Raw genomic sequence first — 964 nt, 5'->3', positions numbered from 1 at the left:
GGTCGATGCTCTTTACGATCATGGCCGCCCTCGGGCAAATGGAACACGAGATCAAGCGCGAACGTGTCACCGACTCCCTCAATAACGCAGAGAAGCTGGAAAGGACCTCGGGGGCCGACCCCGCCGGGTCACTGACAGTCAGATTCGAAGCGCAGTCCACCTGGTCGAAAGTGGCGAGCCCGCGGCGCAGGTCGCCCGCGACTTCGGAATGTCTAGGGCAACGTTCTATAGACGATCCCGAGCACTTATGAACCAACAGGGTGCCATTTAGCGCTGGCAAAACCGCGCCATTTGCCGCTGCGATTCACAGACCGACGGACCCCGCCAGGGACGGTGTCTTGAACCGTAGCTGGCACCTTGGGCTTACCAGCCCGGACGCGCACGCCGGAGGCCGAGGGACTCTTCCATCAAGGTCGCGTCTGGAACAACGCAGGGATAAATATAGGGACAGTAACGTAAATGACTGCGGCCACCATAACCGCCGCGAGCGGGATCATCACGATCCAAAGCAGCACGCTCGATGGAGGTCGCTTTGGGTCTTTAGCCATGGTTATCCCCTCAACTTTCAGTCTTGGGCTACTCCGGGTCAGTAGTCGCATGTAGCTCAGGGTGATGGACAAATCTGGGAACTTCATCTGGACCACCCATGCAAACACCCGCTGTTTAGGCCGGCCGGCCCAACAGGACGGGGGCGACCCAAAGGGGGCTTTGGCCTTTCCGAGTGGCTCCGCCACCAGTGCCGGGCCCGCCTGCCACTGCCTTGATGCGACAGTCGCCAGGGCCTTACCGTGCTGTTATCCGTTGGGGCTGCAGGGGGCCAGCGGGGCTGGGGCGGGCGTGGATGCAGCCAGTGAGCGGATCTTTGCGATGAGGGCTTTGGTCGCGGAGTCCTTTTCCAGCCTGGCGATTGTTGGTGCTGCTGCTGCTTGGAACGCAGCGATGCCCTCTGCGGGTGCCGTGAAGA

Annotated in this window: 1 pseudogene; it reads left to right on the top strand. The window is 61.3% G+C overall.

Annotated features, from left to right (window positions below):
• Positions 1 to 271 (top strand): annotated as a pseudogene (locus CXQ88_RS21400) (recombinase family protein); the annotation flags it as partial.
• Positions 272 to 964: the final 693 nt, after the last annotated feature.

Source organism: Arthrobacter sp. ZGTC412 (assembly GCF_002929215.1).
GTDB lineage: Bacteria > Actinomycetota > Actinomycetes > Actinomycetales > Micrococcaceae > Arthrobacter.
Note: the sequence above shows the minus strand (reverse complement) of the source record. Positions and strands in the feature narration are given on the sequence as shown.